The organism is Aeromonas lacus, from assembly GCF_000764665.1.
Taxonomy (GTDB): domain Bacteria; phylum Pseudomonadota; class Gammaproteobacteria; order Enterobacterales; family Aeromonadaceae; genus Aeromonas; species Aeromonas lacus.
On the sequence record NZ_JRGM01000008.1, the window covers coordinates 12315 to 29767 of the forward strand.

At 60.9% G+C, this 17453-nt stretch carries 15 protein-coding genes; 10 read left to right on the top strand and 5 right to left on the bottom strand.

Going from position 1 to position 17453, the window contains the following annotated elements; genetic code table 11:
• Window positions 1-89: 89 nt before the first annotated feature.
• From nrdA to yfaE, 3 genes are all read left to right on the top strand, one after another.
• On the top strand, window positions 90-2357 hold the full coding sequence (gene nrdA, locus LG31_RS0100075; protein ID WP_033112475.1) for a class 1a ribonucleoside-diphosphate reductase subunit alpha: 2268 nt from the start codon (window positions 90-92) through the stop codon (window positions 2355-2357).
• An 80-nt stretch (window positions 2358-2437) separates the two neighbouring features.
• The gene (gene nrdB, locus LG31_RS0100080) at window positions 2438-3571 is read left to right on the top strand and encodes a class Ia ribonucleoside-diphosphate reductase subunit beta (RefSeq protein WP_033112476.1); all 1134 of its coding nucleotides are present in this window, start codon (window positions 2438-2440) and stop codon (window positions 3569-3571) included.
• Window positions 3568-3888, top strand: coding sequence for a class I ribonucleotide reductase maintenance protein YfaE (gene yfaE / locus LG31_RS0100085; protein ID WP_033112477.1), 321 nt, complete (start codon window positions 3568-3570; stop codon window positions 3886-3888). Before nrdB ends, yfaE begins: the two co-directional genes overlap by 4 nt.
• A 132-nt stretch (window positions 3889-4020) precedes the next feature.
• Here the strand turns inward: yfaE and mltA are convergent, their stop codons facing one another.
• Window positions 4021-5172 (bottom strand): murein transglycosylase A, encoded by a 1152-nt coding sequence (gene mltA, locus LG31_RS0100090; RefSeq protein ID WP_033112478.1) that lies wholly within the window; start codon window positions 5170-5172, stop codon window positions 4021-4023.
• A 149-nt stretch (window positions 5173-5321) separates the two neighbouring features.
• Between mltA and LG31_RS0100095 the strand changes: the two genes are divergently transcribed.
• Window positions 5322-5573: a DUF1289 domain-containing protein gene (locus LG31_RS0100095; RefSeq protein ID WP_033112479.1), complete on the top strand. Its 252-nt coding sequence runs from the start codon at window positions 5322-5324 to the stop codon at window positions 5571-5573.
• A 107-nt stretch (window positions 5574-5680) separates the two neighbouring features.
• On the opposite strand, the gene fruA is transcribed toward LG31_RS0100095, so the two are convergent.
• The 3 genes from fruA to fruB are packed head-to-tail and all read right to left on the bottom strand — an operon-like array spanning window position 5681 to window position 9506.
• Complete coding sequence (gene fruA / locus LG31_RS0100100; RefSeq protein ID WP_033112480.1) at window positions 5681-7405, bottom strand: PTS fructose transporter subunit IIBC; 1725 nt, start codon at window positions 7403-7405, stop codon at window positions 5681-5683.
• Window positions 7402-8391 carry a 1-phosphofructokinase gene (gene pfkB / locus LG31_RS0100105; RefSeq protein WP_033112481.1) on the bottom strand — a complete coding sequence of 330 codons (990 nt, stop codon included), beginning with the start codon at window positions 8389-8391 and terminating at the stop codon, window positions 7402-7404. Before pfkB ends, fruA begins: the two co-directional genes overlap by 4 nt.
• Window positions 8391-9506 carry a fused PTS fructose transporter subunit IIA/HPr protein gene (gene fruB / locus LG31_RS0100110; RefSeq protein ID WP_033112482.1) on the bottom strand — a complete coding sequence of 372 codons (1116 nt, stop codon included), beginning with the start codon at window positions 9504-9506 and terminating at the stop codon, window positions 8391-8393. Before fruB ends, pfkB begins: the two co-directional genes overlap by 1 nt.
• Window positions 9507-9813: 307 nt before the next feature.
• On the opposite strand from fruB, the gene cra reads away from it, so the two are divergent.
• The 5 genes from cra to LG31_RS0100135 all read left to right on the top strand — a co-directional run bounded on the left by cra (window position 9814) and on the right by LG31_RS0100135 (window position 14746).
• Window positions 9814-10800: a catabolite repressor/activator gene (gene cra, locus LG31_RS0100115; protein WP_033112483.1), complete on the top strand. Its 987-nt coding sequence runs from the start codon at window positions 9814-9816 to the stop codon at window positions 10798-10800.
• Between the two features lie 637 nt (window positions 10801-11437).
• Entirely contained in the window at window positions 11438-12631 is a 1194-nt protein-coding gene (locus tag LG31_RS0100120; protein ID WP_033112484.1) for an aromatic amino acid transport family protein, read from the top strand.
• Window positions 12632-12799: 168 nt separating this feature from the next.
• The gene (locus LG31_RS0100125) at window positions 12800-13465 is read left to right on the top strand and encodes a hypothetical protein (protein ID WP_033112485.1); all 666 of its coding nucleotides are present in this window, start codon (window positions 12800-12802) and stop codon (window positions 13463-13465) included.
• Window positions 13466-13609: 144 nt separating this feature from the next.
• Window positions 13610-14167 carry a hypothetical protein gene (locus LG31_RS0100130; RefSeq protein WP_033112486.1) on the top strand — a complete coding sequence of 186 codons (558 nt, stop codon included), beginning with the start codon at window positions 13610-13612 and terminating at the stop codon, window positions 14165-14167.
• Window positions 14168-14359: 192 nt separating this feature from the next.
• Window positions 14360-14746: an MAPEG family protein gene (locus tag LG31_RS0100135; protein ID WP_033112487.1), complete on the top strand. Its 387-nt coding sequence runs from the start codon at window positions 14360-14362 to the stop codon at window positions 14744-14746.
• A 112-nt stretch (window positions 14747-14858) separates the two neighbouring features.
• Here the strand turns inward: LG31_RS0100135 and LG31_RS0100140 are convergent, their stop codons facing one another.
• Window positions 14859-16262: a DEAD/DEAH box helicase gene (locus tag LG31_RS0100140; RefSeq protein ID WP_033112488.1), complete on the bottom strand. Its 1404-nt coding sequence runs from the start codon at window positions 16260-16262 to the stop codon at window positions 14859-14861.
• Window positions 16263-16603: 341 nt separating this feature from the next.
• Here LG31_RS0100140 and LG31_RS0100145 point away from each other — a divergent pair, with 341 nt between their 5' ends.
• A complete protein-coding gene (locus LG31_RS0100145; RefSeq protein WP_033112489.1) occupies window positions 16604-17419 on the top strand; it encodes a substrate-binding periplasmic protein in 816 nt (271 codons plus the stop codon).
• Window positions 17420-17453 lie beyond the last annotated feature (34 nt).

The following is a 17453-nucleotide window of genomic DNA, read 5'->3' on the forward strand; positions in this document are numbered from 1 at the left end:
AACAACTGCACCGGCCCGTCCTCCTGTGACCGCCAGCAGCCGGGTGGCGTGCGATGGTTTTTCGGGAATCAACTAAAGGTCATCAGCCAATGAACTTGTTTGTGACGAAGCGTAACGGACACAAAGAACCCATCGATCTGGATAAAATTCACCGCGTGCTGGACTGGGCCGCCGAGGGTCTCGACAACGTGTCGGTCTCCCAGGTAGAGCTCAAGTCCCACATCCAGTTCTATGACGGTATCCGTACCGCCGACATTCACGAAACCATCATCAAGGCAACGGCTGACCTCATCTCCGAGCAGACCCCGGACTACCAGTACATGGCTGCCCGTCTGGCCATCTTCCACCTGCGCAAGAAGGCCTACGGCCAGTTCGAACCGCCTCACCTCTACCAGCACGTGGCTCGTCTGGTTGACATGGGCAAGTACGACAAACACCTGCTGGAAGACTACACCCAGGCCGAATTCGAAGAGCTGAACGCGCACATGGATCACTGGCGCGACATGAACTTCTCCTACGCGGCGGTCAAGCAGCTGGAAGGCAAGTATCTGGTACAAAATCGCGTCACCGGCGAGATCTACGAGAGCCCGCAGTTCCTCTACATCCTGGTAGCGGCCTGCCTCTTCTCCAAGTACCCGAAAGATACCCGTCTGGACTACATCAAACGCTTCTATGATGCGGTTTCGACCTTCAAGATCTCCCTGCCGACCCCGATCATGAGCGGTGTGCGCACCCCGACCCGTCAGTTCAGCTCCTGCGTGCTGATCGAGTGCGACGACAGCCTGGACTCCATCAACGCCACCGCCAGCTCCATCGTGCGTTACGTCTCCCAGCGCGCCGGGATCGGCATCAACGCCGGGCGCATCCGTGGTCTGGGCAGCCCCATCCGTGGCGGCGAAGCGTTCCATACCGGTTGCATCCCCTTCTACAAATACTTCCAGACTGCCGTGAAGTGCTGCTCCCAGGGCGGCGTGCGCGGCGGTGCGGCCACCCTGTTCTACCCGCTGTGGCACACCGAAGTAGAGAGCCTGCTGGTGCTGAAAAACAACCGCGGCGTGGAAGAGAACCGTGTCCGTCACATGGACTACGGCGTGCAGATCAACAAGCTGATGTACCAGCGCCTCATCAAGGGCGGTGACATCACATTGTTCTCCCCGTCCGATGCGCCGGGTCTGTACGATGCCTTCTTCGCCGATCAGGACAAGTTCGAAGAGCTCTACGTCAAGTACGAGCAGGATCCTGCCATTCGCAAGAAGACCCTCAAGGCAGTCGATCTCTTCTCCCTGATGATGCAGGAGCGTGCCGGTACCGGTCGCATCTACATCCAGAACGTCGATCACTGCAACACCCACAGCCCGTTTGATCCGAGCGTGGCGCCGGTACGCCAGTCCAACCTCTGCCTCGAGATTGCGCTGCCGACCAAGCCGCTCAACAACATCGACGACGAGAACGGCGAGATCGCACTGTGCACCCTCTCCGCCTTTAACCTGGGTGCCATCGACAAGCTGGAAGATCTGGAAGAGATGGCCGATCTGGCCGTGCGTGCCCTCGACGCCCTGCTCGACTATCAGGACTACCCGATTGCCGCCGCCAAGCGAGGCAGCATGGGGCGTCGTACTCTGGGTATCGGCGTCATCAACTACGCCTACTACCTGGCCAAGAATGGTGCCCGCTACTCTGACGGCTCCGGTCTGGCGCTGACTCACCGCACTTTCGAAGCGATCCAGTACTACCTGTTGAAAGCCTCCGTGCAGCTGGCACGCGAATTTGGCCCCTGCCCGCTGTTTGGCGAGACCACCTATGCCCAGGGCATCCTGCCGATCGATACCTACAAGAAGGATCTGGATGCACTGTGCAACGAGCCGCTGCATCTGGATTGGGAAAGCCTGCGTTCCGATATCAAGTCCGTGGGCTTGCGCAACTCCACCCTGACCGCCCTGATGCCAAGCGAGACCTCCAGCCAGATCTCCAACGCCACCAACGGCATCGAGCCGCCGCGCGGTCTGGTCTCGGTCAAAGCCTCCAAAGACGGCATTCTCAAACAGGTGGTGCCCGAGTATGATCGCCTGAAAGATCAATACGAACTGCTCTGGAAGCAACCGAGCGTTGACGGCTACCTGCAGCTGGTCGGTATCATGCAGAAGTTTGTGGATCAGGCGATCTCCGCCAACACCAACTACGATCCGGCCCGTTTCGAAGGCAACAAGGTGCCGATGAAGCAGCTGCTGAAGGACTTGCTGACCGCCTACAAATACGGCCTCAAGACCCTCTACTATCACAACACCCGTGATGGTGCGGACGATGCCCAGACCGATCTGCAAGATGACGGTTGTGCTGGCGGGGCTTGCAAAATCTAAGTCACGGCAAGATCTGATAACCGGGCGGGAGCGACAAGCTCCCGCTCTCCTGTTTTCTCCATACAGACATTCTGGTAACCATGGCCTATTCAACTTTCTGCCAAACCCAAAACGACCAGCTCAAAGAGCCGATGTTTTTTGGCCAATCGGTCAACGTAGCCCGTTATGACCAGCAAAAGCACGAAGTGTTCGAGCGGCTGATCGAAAAACAACTCTCCTTCTTCTGGCGCCCGGAAGAGGTGGATGTCTCCCGTGATCGCATCGACTATCAGGCACTGCCCCCGCACGAGCAGCACATCTTCATCTCCAACCTGAAGTACCAGACACTGCTGGACTCCATTCAGGGTCGCAGCCCCAACGTGGCGCTGCTGCCGTTGGTCTCCATTCCGGAGCTGGAAACCTGGATCGAGACCTGGGCGTTCTCCGAGACCATCCACTCTCGCTCCTACACCCATATCATCCGCAATATCGTCAACACCCCCGCTCAAGTGTTCGACGACATCGTGACCAACGAGCAGATCCTGAAGCGCGCCGGCTCCATCAGCCACTTCTACGACGATCTGATCGAGGCGACCGCCCTCTACAACCTGCACGGTGAAGGGACCCATATTGTCGCTGGCCGCGAGGTGACCATCACATTGCGCGAGCTCAAGAAGAAGCTCTATCTCTGCCTGATGAGCGTCAACGCGCTGGAAGCAATCCGCTTCTACGTCAGCTTCGCCTGCTCCTTTGCCTTCGCCGAGCGTGAGCTGATGGAGGGCAACGCCAAGATCATCAAGATGATCGCCCGCGATGAAGCTCTGCATTTGACCGGTACCCAGCACATGCTGAACCTGATGCGCAGCGGTCAGGATGACCCCGAGATGGCCGAGATCGCCGCCGAGTGCGAACAGGCCTGCTTCGAGCTGTTCAAAGAGGCAGCCATTCAGGAGAAAGAGTGGGCCGAGTACCTGTTCCAGGGCGGCTCCATGATCGGCCTGAACAAGGACATCCTCTGCCAGTACGTCGAGTACATCACCAACCTGCGGATGGCCGCCGTCGGTCTGCAGCCAGCCTTTGCCGGCACCAAGCAGAACCCGATCCCCTGGATCAACACCTGGCTCTCCTCCGACAACGTGCAGGTCGCCCCGCAAGAGGTGGAGGTAAGCTCCTATCTGGTGGGTCAGATCGACAGCGAAGTGAATGCCGACGATCTGGGTGATTTCGAGCTGTGAGTGACGCCATCCGCACGCTGACCCCTGCCCCGCACTCGCCTGCCGAACAACAGGCGGTGCAGGCACCACGGGTACATACCCGGGATGGCGTGCTGCACGCCCATCCCGGCGAAAGCGTGCTGGAGACGCTGGAGCGCCATGGCCATAGGGTCGAGTTCCAGTGCCGCAGCGGCTATTGCGGTGCCTGCCGAACCCCGCTCATCGCGGGCAAGGTGCACTACCCCAATGTGCCGCTCGCCTTTGTCTCCCTGGGGGAGTGTCTCCCCTGCTGCTGCAAGCCGGTAGGTGCCATCAAGCTGGATATCCAGAAACGCTGATCCCGTTTGCAACACCTAGTTCAGCCAAAGAGACCCAAACAAAAAGCCGCCGGATTGCTCCGGCGGCTTTTTTACATCTATCTCGATGCCTCAGTGGGTTGCTGGCTGATACACCACCCGCCAGCTCTGGCGTTACAACCAGGGTGCGGCAGTCGGCCCATGGTGCAGACCCAACTTCCAGACCCGGCCGAAGTGCTTGTAGTGACCCGCTGCGACACCGGCCTTCTCGCCCATGCCGTGGTAGAGGTCGAGGTGGCCCTTCTTCACCGCTCCGCCCACATCCAGCGCAATCAACAGCCGCAGCTGATGCTTGCCGGTCCAGTTGCCCTCTTTGTCGAGCAAGGGCACTTCGGCGAGGATTGGGGTTCCCATCGGCAACAGGGTCTTGTCGGCAGCAACGGCCGCCATCGGCAGCAGTGGAATACCGGCGGCACCGATCACATCGTTGGTCGGGCGGCGCTCGAAGAAGACATAGGAGGGGTTCTGCTCCACCAGCTCCTTGACGCTCTCCTCCGGCTGGCGGCTCGCCCAATCCTTGATGGCCTTCATCGACATCTGCTCCTTGGGCACTTCGCCGCGGTCGATCAGCACCCGGCCGATACTCACATAACCGTGACCGTTCTTGCCGCTGTAGCCCAGATACTGCAGCCGGTCCTCATCGCCATAGTGCACAAAGCCGGAGCCCTGTACGTCCATCAGGAAGTTGTCGATAAGGGATTTGCTGTAGCCCAGCTCCAGACCGCGGTTGGCCAGCGCCCCCTGATGGATCTGGGCCCGGGTCGGACAACGGCTGCCACAGTTGGGCATGGCATAAATAGGATATTTGTACTTGGCATCGGGACGACGACGCACCTCAAGCACCGGCGAGTAGTAACCGGTGAAGAGCACGTTACCCATCCGATCCGCCCCGCCTAGCTGGGCCAGGCTGATACCGTAACGGGTGATGTCGGCAGGGTTGCCGCCATTGGCCACCCAGCGGGAGAGCTTGTGGTAGAGCTCGCCATAACGGCGGTTCATTTTGCCGGAACGCTCCAATACCAGCCGGCTCTGCGGGCCAAACTTGCTGTAATCGGCTCGTGCACGGCTATTGACCCGCTCAACCCTGACCAGCTCCCCCGGCAAGGTACCATCCAGATACTGCTTGCCCAGATTTACCGGCACCTCGCAGTTCAGGAAACATCTGTTGTCGGTCTGTTTTTTGGGCACCTGATTTTGCTCAGAGTTGCCTGCACACCCGGCCAGACCCAGCACCACGGCGGTCAGCCAGTACGCGTGTTTATTCATATGTCCTCATATAACGCCAATAGCCATGCTCGGCGGGGAAGATGCCAAATTTGCAGGGGGAAAGCAAACGACATCAATCACTTGAAGAGGGATTTCGCCAAAGGTGACAGCTGGGTTATAACAAGGTGACAGGATGTGCGAGGTGATGGATGGAACAGCTCGAGATCTTCCCGCTGCAGAGCCCCTGCATCGGGGTCTGCGAAGTGAACAACAAGGGCTACTGCAAAGGGTGTTTGCGCAGCCGCGAGGAGCGTTTCAACTGGCTCGCCATGACCCCCGCCCAGCAGCAGGATGTGATGCGTCTGTGCCGCGCCCGCAAGGCGCGGGTTGACGCCGCCCGCCGCAAGGCACAGGAAGGAGCCCAACCCGAGCAGCCAGAACAACCGGGCTGGGATTTTTAACCTCCGCCAACCTGCAATCCCCTCTCACAGTTTACCTATACCCTCGGCAAAACAAAAAGCGGCCCGCAGGCCGCTCTTGGATATGACGTGTTGCCGGGTGGCAAGGCTTATGCCGTGGCCAGCTTGGCCTGCTCCTCGCCGCGCTTGAGCATGGCGTAGGAGACGCCGGTCAGCAGCGAGCCTGCGGCAATGGCCACGATATACAGCATGACGTTGCTGATGGCATGGGGAATGAACAGCACGAACAGACCGCCGTGGGGTGCCATCAGCTCGCAGCCGAACAGCATGGAGAGCGCACCGGTCAGGGCGCCACCGACCATACAGGCCGGAATGACCCGCATCGGATCCTTGGCGGCAAACGGGATGGCCCCCTCGGAGATAAAGCACAGACCCAGCACGAAGGAGGCCTTGCCCGCTTCCTGCTCCGCCTTGATGAACTTGGTGCGGGCCAGGAAGGTGGCGATGCCCATCCCCAGTGCCGGTACCATACCGGCGGCCATCACCGCCGCCATCGGGGCGTAGGTTTTGGAGGCCAGCAGGCCGACCCCGAAGGCGTAGGCAGCCTTGTTGACCGGGCCACCCATGTCGAAGCACATCATGGCGCCGATGATGACACCCAGCAGCACGGCGTTGGCAGAACCCATGTTGTTGAGGAAGGTGGTCATGGCATTCATGATGCCGGCCACCGGGCCACCCACCACGTAGATCATCACCAGACCGGTAAACAGGCTGGCAAAGAGCGGAATGATCAGGATGGGCTTGAGCGCTTCCAGGGTCACCGGCAGGCGCACCTTGTCACTCAGGTATTTGGCGCTGTAACCGGCCAGGAAACCGGCCACGATACCGCCAAGGAAACCGGCGCCCAGCGAGCTTGCCAGCATACCGCCGATCATGCCGGGAGCGAGACCCGGGCGGTCAGCGATGGAGTAGGCAATGTAACCGGCCAGCACCGGGATCATCAGGGCAAAGGCGGAGCCGCCACCGATCTTCATCAGAGCCGCGGCCAGAGTGCCTTCCACCTTGAACGCCTCGATCCCGAACACGAACGAGAGCGCGATGATAAGGCCGCCCGCCACCACCATCGGCAGCATGAAGGAGACACCGGTCAGCAGATGCTTGTAGGGGCCAGCTTTTTCCTCTTTCTTGGGCTGGCTGGCGCCGCTGTGGCGATAGGTTTTCGCCTCACTCCACGCCTTGTCGAGCTCGGCACGGGTTTTCTTGAGCGCCGCACCGGTGCTGGTGCGATAGACCGGCTTACCGTCGAAACGGGCCATGTCCACCTCGATATCGGTGGCGAGGAACACCAGATCAGCGGATGCAATCTCCTCGGTAGTCAGGGCGTTCTGGGCACCGACCGAGCCTTGAGTCTCGACGCGGATCTGATAACCCAACTGTTTGGCCATGGTCTCCAGCGCTTCTGCCGACATAAAGGTGTGGGCAACGCCAGTCGGGCAGGCGGTCACTGCCACGATACGCTTGCCAGCAGTGGCCGGTTTGGCAGCAGCGGGCGCGGCTTGGTGGCGATAGAGGCTGGCGCCGCTGGCGGCTGCTTCCAGCAAGGCGGCAGGATCCTGCAGGGCGAGATCCATGCTGCCCTGATAGACCCGCTTGCCATCATAAGCAGCGAGATCCACCGGAGCACTGGCGACAACCAGCACCAGATCGGCGGCGGCAATTTGCTCCTTGCCCGGCACCTGACGGGGCTGCACGCTGGAACCGACGTCGAGGGTGAGCTCCCAGCCAGCCAGTTTGGCCTGCTGTTCTATCCGTTTTGCAGCGAGAAAGCTGGTGGCAATGCCCGCCGGGCAAGCCGTAACCAAGATTGCTTTCATTGGGCATCTCCTGAGTTTTCCATTGAGGGGGTATGGCATTGAACCGGTGCCAGCGCATCCAGACGCTGTACGCGCACCTGTTCAAGCAAGGGGTTGAGCACATTGATATCGTCAAAGCCGACCGCGACCTGACTGACCGCCAGTGCCGAGACGGCGGTGGCCAGCCGCAGGGTCTGCTCCGGCGCCCAGCTGAGGCTCAGACCATGGGCGAGACCTGCCACCAGGGAATCGCCAGCACCGACCGTGCTGACCACCTGCATCCGCGGCGGAATGGCCTGCCAGACGGCATCCGGGGCAAACCAGATAAGGCCATCGGCGCCGTTGGAGATCACCACGTTGGGGATGCCGCTGGCCTGCAGCGCGCGGGCACACTCGGCCTGCTCGCTCAGGGTCTTGATGGGGCGGCCCGCCCACTGGCTCAGCTCCTCCAGATTGGGTTTGACCAGGGTCGGCGCCGCCTTGATCCCTTCGCTTAACGCCGCACCACTGCAATCGAAGATCACCTGCTTGCCCTTGGCTTTCAGCAGGCGGATCAGATGGGCGCAGTAATCGGGGGCCACCCCTTTGGGCAGGCTGCCCGCTAGCACAAACCAGTCGGCGTGAGGGGCCAATTGGTCGATGGCCAGCTCCAGCGCGCTCACCTCCCCTTGCTGGATGGTGAGCCCCGGCAGGTTGAGATCGGTGACCCGACCGGATTGCTCGGAGATCTTGACGTTGATGCGGGTGCTGCCCGCGACACGGACAAAGTGATCATCCAGCGCCCGCTCTGCAAACAGGGAGACAAAGCTCTGTTCATTGTCAGCGCCCAGCCAGCCGGTGACGCCTACCTCGCGGCCCAAATCCTTGAGCACCATGGCGACGTTGATCCCCTTGCCTGCCGCCCGCAGGTTGGCCTCACTCACCAGATTGACCTCGCCAAGGCTCATCGCCTCGAGACGAGTGGTGAGATCAAGGGCAGGGTTGAGGGTAATGGTGACAATCTTCATCAATGCGCCCCCTCGCCCAGACCAGCGGCGATCGCCTCACCGATCCCCTTGAGAGCCGCTTCGGCATCTGCCCCTTCGGCGCGAAATGCCAGACGGTGCCCGCACTTGACCCCAAGGCCGATCACCTTCATCAGGCTCTTGGCGGAGACTGCCTCGCCGCTGCCATCCAGATTGGCAACCCGGATATCTGATTCAAACTCTTTGGCCACCTTGACCAGCATGGCACCGGGACGAGCGTGCAGGCCGTGGGGGTTGATGATGGTGAAGGTTTCGGAAAGACCGCTCGCGGGGCCCGCTTGCAACATGGCCAGCCCGTCGCTGCCAGTAAGCGTCGCCAGCTGACCGGCGGCGGCCAGTTTGGCCAGATTCTCCAGTTGCGGCAGATGACTGCTATCTGCGGCACACAGCAGCAGCATGGCGCTGACCGGCAGCTCACCTGCGCGAAGTTTGCTGCTCGGGGTGGCCAGCACCCAGCCAGTCTGTGCCGCTTGCGCGCGGGCCAGCCAGATGCCCTCGCCCAGATAGGCAGGTTCGCTTGCCAGCAGGGCGCTCACCATAGCGGCATCGCCCCAATCGGCCGATTTGGCGCGGGCGGCCGCCCCTAGCAGCAGCTGGTCACGATCATCGGCCGGGAAGTCGGCCAGGGTCAGGTATTGCACCTCTCTCTGCTGGACCGATGCGGCGGCAGTGGCGCCGGTCAGTATATTGATGATGGTGTCGGCGTCGGTGGCCTCTTTCAATTGCGCTGCCGCCTGCTCGTCACCCAGCACATGGGTGAGCTGGCGCAAGATGCCCAGATGCTCGTCTGACTTGGCGGCAATCCCGATGGCGACATAGGCAATCTGCCCCTCGTCCCACTCGATGCCGTGGGGGAACTGGGCCACCATGACGCCGGTGCTCTTCACCAGATGGCGGGTGTCCGTGGTGCCGTGGGGAATGGCGATGCCGCTGCCAAGGTAGGTGGCATGCTGCGCTTCACGGGCCAGCATGCCATCGACATAGCCCGCCTCCACCATACCGGCCTCGGTCAGTTTGCCTGCCAACAGGGCAATCGCCTCGCCCTTGGTCGCCACCGACTGCCCCAGCAAGATCTGCTCTCGCACCAACTTCAACATAGCCACTCTCCATCAGATCCCGGCATCGCCGGGTCAACACAATTGAACATTCGGTTTGCCTGCCAGCTGACGATAGTCGGGATACCTCGAAATGTGATCCTGACCGGGTTTTATCACCCTGCTCTGCATCTCTGCGAAGCGGCGCTGCTGACAAGCTGAATCGATTCACTTACACTCAGACTGAATCGTTTCAGCGAATTGATCAAGTACCCACAAAGAGCGGTTTTCAATGATATGATCCCGCGCACACTTTTCGGTGCCCTTACCAGGCAGTGCCCGTGGGCCTAGCAACTCAAACAGAGCCAATATGATGAAACTGGATGAAATCGCCGCCCTCGCCGGTGTCTCGCGCACCACGGCCAGCTATGTGATCAACGGCAAGGCCGACCAATACCGCATCAGTCAGGCCACCCGCGACAAGGTGATGGCCGTCGTCACCGCCCACAACTACCAGCCGGACAGCCGCGCCGCCTCCCTGCGCGGCGGCCAGACCAAAACCCTCGGCTTTATCCTGCCCGACCTTGAGAACGCCAGTTACGCCAAGCTGGCCAAACGGCTGGAACAGGGGGCGCGGGCGCAGGGCTATCAGCTGCTGATCGTCTGCTCGGAGGATGAACCCGCCACCGAAAAAGAGCTGGCCCAGATGCTGGTGAGCCGCCATGTGGATGCCCTGCTGGTGGCCAGCTGCCTGCCACCTGACGATCCCTTCTATGGCAACCAGCAGGCGCAGGGGGTGCAGATCCTCGCCATCGACCGGAGCATGGCGGCCGATCGTTTCGTCACCGTCGCCAGTGAAAATGAGAAGGCGAGCTTTGATCTCACCGCCTCCCTGCTCACCCCGGCCATCCGCCATATCGCCTTGATCACTGCACTGCCTGCACTCACGATCAGTAAAGAACGAAAAGCGGGCTTCGAGCAGGCCATCGCCAGCCACAGTGCGACCTGCCACCTCTGTGAAGGGGCCCACTTCTCCCGCACCGAGGGGTATCGCCTGATCAAACATCTGCATCAGCAGCTGGGCCAGTTGCCCGAGGCGCTGATCACCACCTCCTACATCCTGATGGAGGGGGTACTGGACTACCTGCTGGAACAAGAGACCGATATGAGTCAGCTTGCCATGGCCACCTTCGGCGACGATCGGCTGCTCGACTTCCTCCCCTTTGGCATCAACTCCCTGCCCCAGCAGCACGACGCGCTGGCCAGCCAGGCGCTGGAGCTGGCACTCAAGGCGGTCAATGGCGACTACCAGAGCGGGCTGCACTATGTAAGCCGCACCCTCAAGCGCCGTCGCTAAGCCGCCAGCAACAACCGCCCACGACCACACAGGCTGCCGGCACAAACTGCCGGAATGGGCAGCCAGAACTGACAGCCTGTGCGGCAGCTCTTCTCAACGCCCATCTTTGCACGCGTATGTTTGGCCAGCGGAAATCGGCCAACCGGCCGACAGGGCTTGCAACCCCTGCTCAGGGCCCGTTTATCGCCCCATCGGCTCGCCATAAATTGAATTTATGGCTTTTGGCCATATAACCTTATTTTTACTTATACCGAACCAATCGGGCCGCTAGCGATCCCTTTGGCCCTCTGCCGCGCCTTCCAGACGCCTGCACCAAGCCCCTCCGATCCCGAAGGCCGGTTCAACCGGATTGGCATCAATACCTCAAGGCGCACATTTTTTCGGCGCATAGCGTCAAGTGTCATTTTTTATTTCCACTTAAATACCCTTCACAGCACAAGATCCGCTTTTTAGGGGTTGTCTCCGCTATTTTGATCCGCTAACGTGGCAACCATCTTTTACAACCGACAGGTTTCAGGTACAGATGTTTCCACGCCGATATTGCTAGCCTCCGGCTTTTCCCCCGGAGGCGCCTCCCGACACAGCCAACTGGCTCTCTCTTGTTTGCAACATCTCCGCTCACTTTCGGATGGATAACATGAACACCAAGACTCTGGGTTGTACCCTGTTGATTGCCGGCACCACCATAGGCGCCGGTATGCTGGCCCTGCCGCTGGCCTCCTCTTCCCTCGGCGGCCCCGCCACCCTGCTGCTGATGATTGGCCTGTGGGCTCTGATGGCCTTTACCGCCATGCTGCAGGTGGAGGCCAGTCTCAATACCGGCAAATGGTACCTGCACCAACTGGCGGATCACCTGCTCGGCCCCTGGGGCAAGCGCATCGCCTCCTGCTGCATCCTGATGCTGTTTTACGCCCTCGCCTCCGCCTACATCAGCGGTGGCAGCAGCTTGCTGGCACAGGCGCTGGCCGATGCCGGCATCACCCTCAGCCAGGAGCAGGCCGCCTGGGCCTTTACCCTGCTGTTTGGCGGCATGGTCTGTGTCGGCACCCGCTCGGTGGATTACCTCAACCGGCTGATGTTCACCGTCAAGCTGGTGATCATGGTGGGCGTGCTGGCGCTGCTGCTGCCGCGCGCCCAGGGCGAACACCTGCTCGCCATGCCGCTCGGGGAAGGGCTGCTGCTGGCTGGCCTGCCGGTGATCTTCACCTCGTTCGGCTTTCACGGCTCGATCCCGAGCGTGATGCTCTACCTCGGCGATTGCCCCAAGCAGCTGCGCCGGGTCTTTGTCTGGGGCTCCGCCCTGCCGCTGATCCTCTACGTGCTGTGGCAGGTGGCCATTCTGGGGCTGCTCGGCCAATCCTCTCTGCTGGCCAATGGCGGCGCGCTCGACAGCCTGCTCGCCAGCGTCGGCAAGCTGGTGAGCTGGCCTGCGTTTAATCAGGCGATGCACCTGTTTGCCGATCTGGCGCTCGCTACCTCCTTCCTCGGGGTGACGCTGGGACTGTTCGACTTTATGGCCAAGGTGACCCGCCGCAAGGACAGCTGGCAGGGCCGCAGCCAGACCGGCCTCATCACCTTTGTGCCACCGCTGCTGTTTGCCCTCTACTTCCCGCAGGGCTTTATCATGGCCCTCGGCTACGCCGCCATTGCGCTGGCCATCCTCGCGGTACTGCTGCCGGTAGCGCTGGTGTGGCAGAGCCGCAAACAGGCGCCCGCCCACCACTACCGCGCCCCGGGTGGCGTGGTGGCGCTGGGAGTGGCCGGCGCCATGGGTGTGCTGATTGTCGGCGTCCAGATCAGCGTCAGCATGGGACTGCTGCCCGCGCTCTAAGCCCTCACCGATACCGAATGCCCCAAATAACAAAGCCCCACCAATCAGATTGGCGGGGCTTTGTGCTATCAACACGGCAATGATTCTGCCCATTCCCGCCTCGCACCAGAGGGATGAAGGACGTTTCAGCTACGCTTTTTCCATACGCAATAGTGTGGGGAGCAAGGTATGAAGTGGGCTGGCTGGTGGCTGCTGTGTTGTCTGAACCCGATTGCCCAGGGCGCGCCCCTGTCGCTGGCGGCGCCCGTGGAATATATCACCCTGCTGCGCCCCTTCTATGAGGAGTGGTTTGGCAAGGCCAGGGTCGATTTCACCTTTATCCCCTGCACCAGCGCCCGCTGCAAAAAGCTGCTTGATTCCGATAGCACCATCGATGGGGATATCGCCCGGATCAAGGGCTTTGAGCAGACCCACCCGCATATGATCCCGGTCGGCACGGCGATTGGCGAAGTCACCATCTATGCCCAGAGCAAGCAGGACGCCAGCTGGCCCCCCGCCAGTCAGGAGCTGATTGGCTGCCTGCGCGGCATTCAGTGGTGCAGCCGTTATCTCGACAGTCGGCGCATCGTCTGGTTCAACGATGAGAAGCAGGGTCTCGCCCTGCTCCAGCGCGGCAGAACCGACTGGGTGATCCGGCTACTGCCCACCAATCAATCTCCCCTTGCCGCGCCATGGAAACGGGTCTCCGATATCGAGGTCTATCTCTACCTCAACAAGAGCCGCCAAGCGGATATCGCCGCCCTTGTCCAATCCCAGCAGCAGCTGATAGCGAGCGGCCGCTGGCAGCAGATGCAGGAGCGCTACTTCTCGGCCCTGCTGACCCCCGTCCGCTGATCACGGCACCACCGAACAAACCGCCAAAAACCGTGTTTTATACAATCTTTTTTGCCAGCAAAACCTGAACAAACAGTTCAAAACCCGTTCATGCCCGCTCGCTACACTGCCCCCTCGTTTATCGCTTTCAGGAGTTTGAAAACAATGATGTTGCACCTCACGAAGAGTTCCCTTGCCCTTGTTCTGCTGGCTGCCAGCGGCGCCCTCAGCGCGGCCGAGATCAGCAACAACAATATCACCGAGGCCGAAATCAGGGCGGCGCAGGATGCCTGGGGCGCGGCGCTCATCAAGATCAGCGATGACTATCGGGCCAGCGGCATTGAACGCGCCAAAGCCACTGCCGAGGCGGTACTCGACAGCGCTTATGGCTACCAGCAGGGGCCGGTGCTGTTCAAACCCACCCTCGCCGGTGGCGAGCAGACCTTTCGCACCACCCGTGAGGGGGCGCTGGCCTATTTTGTCGGCAACAACAGCGCCTATCCGGCCGACAGCGGCTTTGCCCTGAAAAACTGGCAGAGCTACCGCCATGACAATGCAGCCGTCTATATCAACGGCAACATGGCGCTGACCATGGGCAAGGTGCATCTGGTGGATCGCGACAACAAGGAGACCACGGTCGACAAGAGCTGGGGTTTCAAGAAGGGGGATGATGGCAAGGTGCGCATCGTGCTGCACCACTCCTCTCTCCCCTACGGCGCCTGACTGGCGAAGCGCAGCTGACAGAGCACGCAACCTAAAACCAGACAACAAGCCCTGCCAGACTGGCGGGGCTTTTTTATCCGGCAAGGGTGCTCAGGACGTCATGGCCGAGCCCTCTTTACTGCTACCCTCAAGGGCAAGCCATTGAGCGCACAACAGATCCATGCTTATCCATCACTTCGGGAGCCCTACACCATGACCATACTGCCCATCTATGCGGCCCTCCTTGCCCTGCTCTTTGTCCTGCTCAGCGTGCGCACCATTCGCACCCGCCATCGTCAGAAAGTGGCGCTCGGCCATGGCGATGATCCCGCCATGCTGCGGGCCATGCGGGTGCACGCCAACTTTGCCGAATATGTCCCCCTCTCCCTGCTGCTCATCTATTTCGTCGAAACCGGCAGCCATGCCCCCTGGCTGGTTCATCTGCTGGGGAGTGCCTTGCTGCTTGGTCGCCTCTGTCACGCCTTCGGCATGAGCCGCACGCCGGAGAATTTCCGCTATCGGGTGGTGGGAATGGGGCTGACCTTCACCGTCATTTTGCTGAGTGCGGCCTGTCTCCTGATCACCGCCCTGCTCTCCTGACTACGCCAGAGCGGGTCAGCCAAACGCGGCTCAGCAGAAACAGAAAAGCCCTGCCGATATGGCAGGGCTTTTCGTTTAACCGATCAGAGCGGGAGAGTGGCTCTCCTTGCCCTTACTGGTTGTGGCTGGCGCGACGCGGACGACGGGCCTGAGCCGGTTTACCAGCGCCCTCAGCCGGGCGCTGACCACCCTGGGGCTTGGGCTTGCCGCCGTTGCCGGAGCGGTTAGCGCCTGCGTTGCCACCGTTGTTGCCGGAGCGAGCGGCACCCTGACGCTGGCCTTGACCTTGCGGACGCGGCGCTCGGCGCTGCTCGCTCGGATCACGGGGCTCTTTGCGCAGCGGCGCGCCGATACCACGGGCGATGTTGTCCAGGGTCTCGCGGGAGGCTTCAAAGCCGGCCACCTGCTCGCACGGGATGTTCTGCTTGGTCAGACGCTCGATGGCTTTGATCAGCTTGCCTTCATCGGCCGCAACCAGGGAGATGGCGTGACCGGCAGCGCCGGCACGGCCGGTACGACCGATACGGTGCACGTAATCTTCCGCCACGTTGGGCAGCTCGAAGTTGACCACTTGCGGCAACTTGTCGATATCCAGACCACGAGCAGCGATATCGGTCGCCACCAGCACCTTGACGCTACCATCCTTGAAACCGGCTAGTGCGCGGGTACGGGCACCCTGGCTCTTGTTGCCGTGGATGGCGGCAGCGCTGACGCCGTTCTTGTCGAGGGTCTCGGCAACGCGGTTAGCCATGTGCTTGGTACGGGTAAAGACCAGTACCTGCTGCCAGTTGTTGCTGGTGACCAGATGGCTCAGCAGGGCAATCTTGTTGGCCTTGTCGCACGGGTGCACCAGCTGCTCGATACGCTCGGCGGTGCTGTTGCGCGGGGCGACTTCGATCACCGCCGGGTTATCCAGCAGACCGGTGGCCAGTTCGCGGATCTCGTCGGCGAAAGTAGCGGAGAAGAGCAGGTTCTGGCGCTTCTTCGGCATCAGGGCCAGGATGCGGCGGATGTCGCGGATAAAGCCCATGTCGAGCATGCGATCCGCTTCGTCCAGTACCAGGATCTCCACTTCGTCAAACTTGACGGCATTCTGGTTGTAGAGATCCATCAGGCGGCCGGGACAGGCCACCAGCACGTCCAGACCACGGCGAGTCGCCATCATCTGCGGATTGATGCTGACGCCGCCGAAGACGACGTGGCTGCGCATCGGCAGGTGTTTGCCGTAGTTACGCACGCTCTCGCCCACCTGGGCGGCCAGCTCGCGCGTCGGGGTCAGCACCAGCGCACGAATGCGGTTCGGAGAGACCTTGCGCTTGCTCTCCATCAGACGTTGCAGCATCGGCAGGGTAAAGCCTGCGGTCTTGCCGGTCCCTGTTTGGGCCGCCGCCATCAGATCGCGGCCAGCCAGAACGGCGGGGATCGCTTGCTGCTGAATGGGAGACGGGGTGTCGTAGCCTTGTTCGGCAACGGCACGCAACAAGGGTTCGGCCAGACCGAGGGAAGTAAAACTCATAGTTACCTGCTAGGGATAGTGGCGCCGGGGATTTGTGGTGGGGCTCCTCTGCTGAGCCGATGCCATCTCACAAGATCTGGGCCTATTGAGAAAACAACGATTTCCCCGGGGAGCAGAGCAAAGGGGAAAGAATAGAGGCGCAGTCTAACGGAGTTATTGAGGAGAAACGAGAAAAATGTGATGTTCCTCCCAGCACGAGGAGAAAAGCATGCTCCCCCTGCCTGAATATCTCCCTTTCTCCCGCACTTTTGCTGCCACCCTATTAACATCAAACACAATAAAAAGACTCTGTTGCCAGCAAGGCGCGGGGATTAAAAAAGATCAGGGATGATGAGGTTTATATGAAGAGGCAATCAGGCTTTCCCATCAGCTGGCCACTCTGGCTCGCCCTGCTGCTGTTGTGGGTGATGCCGGCACAGGCAGAAAAGCAGGTTTTCACCGTGGCCTGGAGCCACTGGCCCCCTTTCAGTCAGCTCAACAATAAAGGAGAACTGGACGGCCTTGATATCAGCCTGACCAGCCAAATCCTCACAAAGGCGGGTTTCACCCCCAAATTTCGTGAAATTCCCTGGGCCCGGGCACTCCATCTGGTGGAGCATGGCCAGCTTGATGTGGCGATGGGCGCGCTGGCGCTGCCGGAGCGCGAGCAATACGCCCGCTTCTCGGCCCCCTATCGCCACAGCGCCTACGTGCTGCTCAGCAACGATCCCATTCCCGGCCAGCAAGATCGCTGGGCCGGCTACCCGACCCTCTCTGCGCTGTGCAACGCCAAGGGACTCAAGATCGGCAAGCTACGCGGCACCCGCCCGATGCAGCAGTTGGAGAACTGCCCGGCACTCAAGGAGGTAACAGAGTACAACGCCGACGACCGGCTGATCGATCTGCTGCTCGCCCGCCGCCTCGACGGCGTCATCATGGAGTGGCAATACGCCCGTTATCGCCTCGAACAACTCGGCGCCACCGGTTTTATCAGCTGCCAGTTGCTGCTCCACCACCAGCCGGTCAGCCTGATGTTTGCCAAAGATCGCATCAGCGATGACCAGCTCACCAGCATCGACAAGGCGATCGCCACCCTGCCCAAAACCGACCGCAACTTTCCGCCCCCCACATGTCGCCTGAGCGCCGCCACCGATGGCGATGAACCCGCGCTGCATTAACCCGAACAGACAAAACAAAAAGGCGACCCAGAGG